The 1,571-nt window shown below is 31.6% G+C and carries 1 protein-coding gene; it reads right to left on the bottom strand.

Going from position 1 to position 1,571, the window contains the following annotated elements; translation table 11 throughout:
• Window positions 1-52: 52 nt before the first annotated feature.
• The gene (locus K292_RS0112705; RefSeq protein ID WP_027400133.1) at window positions 53-1,429 is read right to left on the bottom strand and encodes an IS4 family transposase; all 1,377 of its coding nucleotides are present in this window, start codon (window positions 1,427-1,429) and stop codon (window positions 53-55) included.
• Window positions 1,430-1,571 lie beyond the last annotated feature (142 nt).

Raw genomic sequence — 1,571 nt, 5'->3', positions numbered from 1 at the left:
ACTCAACTTTCCCAGCTTAAAAAACTGGATGCACCTTGAAAAATAAATATGATTACGCACACAATTTTAGTTTTTGATTCCAAACTTGAGGAATTGACGAAAAAAAGGTACTCAAAATTTGCTCTGTCATCTCTTCTGAGATTAGAGAATACGCGGATAGAATTTCTTTAAGCGTTGAAATTATTAACTTTAATGATGTTGAAAGTCTAATGTCTGCTACCTCATCGCATACTTGAAAAAAGAATCCTCCTATAGTTCTTAAATCTATAGTACTTCTAGATTCATTTGCAAGCATAATATAGCGAAGAAACACTATTACAGTATGAGCTGTCATCATATCATAGCTTCTTCCTTGAAATTCTTTTGCTAGGGCCAGATATGATTTACACATTTTAAAGAAGACTTCTATATCCCAACGCTTGCCATAAATACGCAGGATTTCTTCTTCAGATAGCTCCGTATCTGTTGAGAGTATTGTAAGAAATTCTTTCGAATCACGTGCTTCTACAAAAACTAATTTTACAGGTATTAATTCTTCTGAGTCTTTAGATTCTCTAATTGAAACTAAAATTGAACCTGTAATGTTACCATTTTTCTTATAATTTTGAATAGCTATTTTGTATAATTTACTAACTGGCACCCACTCGTTATTGTAGCAATAATGAATTTTAGAACTATTCTTTACCATACAAATAACGTCAAAACCAAGAGTCTTTACCTTACAAATTGTTCTAGGTAAACCAAACCAGCTATCAAAGAGAACATATTTTGCAGGAAGATGCTTAATTGATTTGATAAGTTCAATTAAAACCTCTGTAGACTTTGAAATTGCAAGTTGTCTACGTTTAAATGCCGCAGTTCTTCTATCCTTAATTCCTGATTCGCATAATCTGTTAGTTTCCTTTTGTGAGCTTAAAAGAGAAAAAGCGGCAGGGATAAATGTTTTGCCATCAGACCAACCTACTGTAAGCATTTTAAATCCTTTAATATACTTATGAACTGAATGATCATACACTTTTGCAAGAAGTTCTACTTTCTTGCTTCTATTACGATCATACAAAGAATCGTCTACAATTAAGACCTTGGCTCTATCTGCAGAAGTTGTTTGGTCAATCTTTGAGACAACACATTCAGCTATTAATCGTAGAAGTTTTGCCCAATTATATGTGGTTGAATTAAGAAAACGATAAGCTGTGTTTTTTGAGAAACCAATTTTATCAGCCTGAGTTGCTAGTATTCTATATAGATTTCTTTCTGTAAAAACTAAAGTAAATATTGTTTTCAATACAATAACACATGGAATTCCTGATTCCTTATAAAAATTTGACTGTTTTAAAAGTTCAGATATTCCTATCTTAGAAAAAAACAAGTCGATTCTAGAGTTTACAGTCTGTTCAGTGCGTAAATTTTCTGCTATAATGGAATTCATAAAAAGTCCTACTTTCTTTGATATTTATGGGTTTGTCGTTATTTCCATTATATCAAAAATTAGGACTTTTTTATATATCCTAAAGCAGATTCATATTCATTTTTCAAGGTGCATTAACATTTCCCTAGTGGGAAAGTTGAGT

The sequence above is a fragment of the Anaerovorax odorimutans DSM 5092 genome (genome assembly GCF_000426305.1).
GTDB lineage: Bacteria > Bacillota > Clostridia > Peptostreptococcales > Anaerovoracaceae > Anaerovorax > Anaerovorax odorimutans.
The sequence above is the reverse complement of the archived record's forward strand: the minus strand, read 5'-3'. Positions and strand labels throughout refer to the sequence as shown.

Excerpts from the sequence above, each read along its gene's own strand:
- K292_RS0112705 (WP_027400133.1), bottom strand. The coding sequence starts at position 1,429 with ATGAATTCCATTATAGCAGAAAATTTACGCACTGAACAGACTGTAAAC.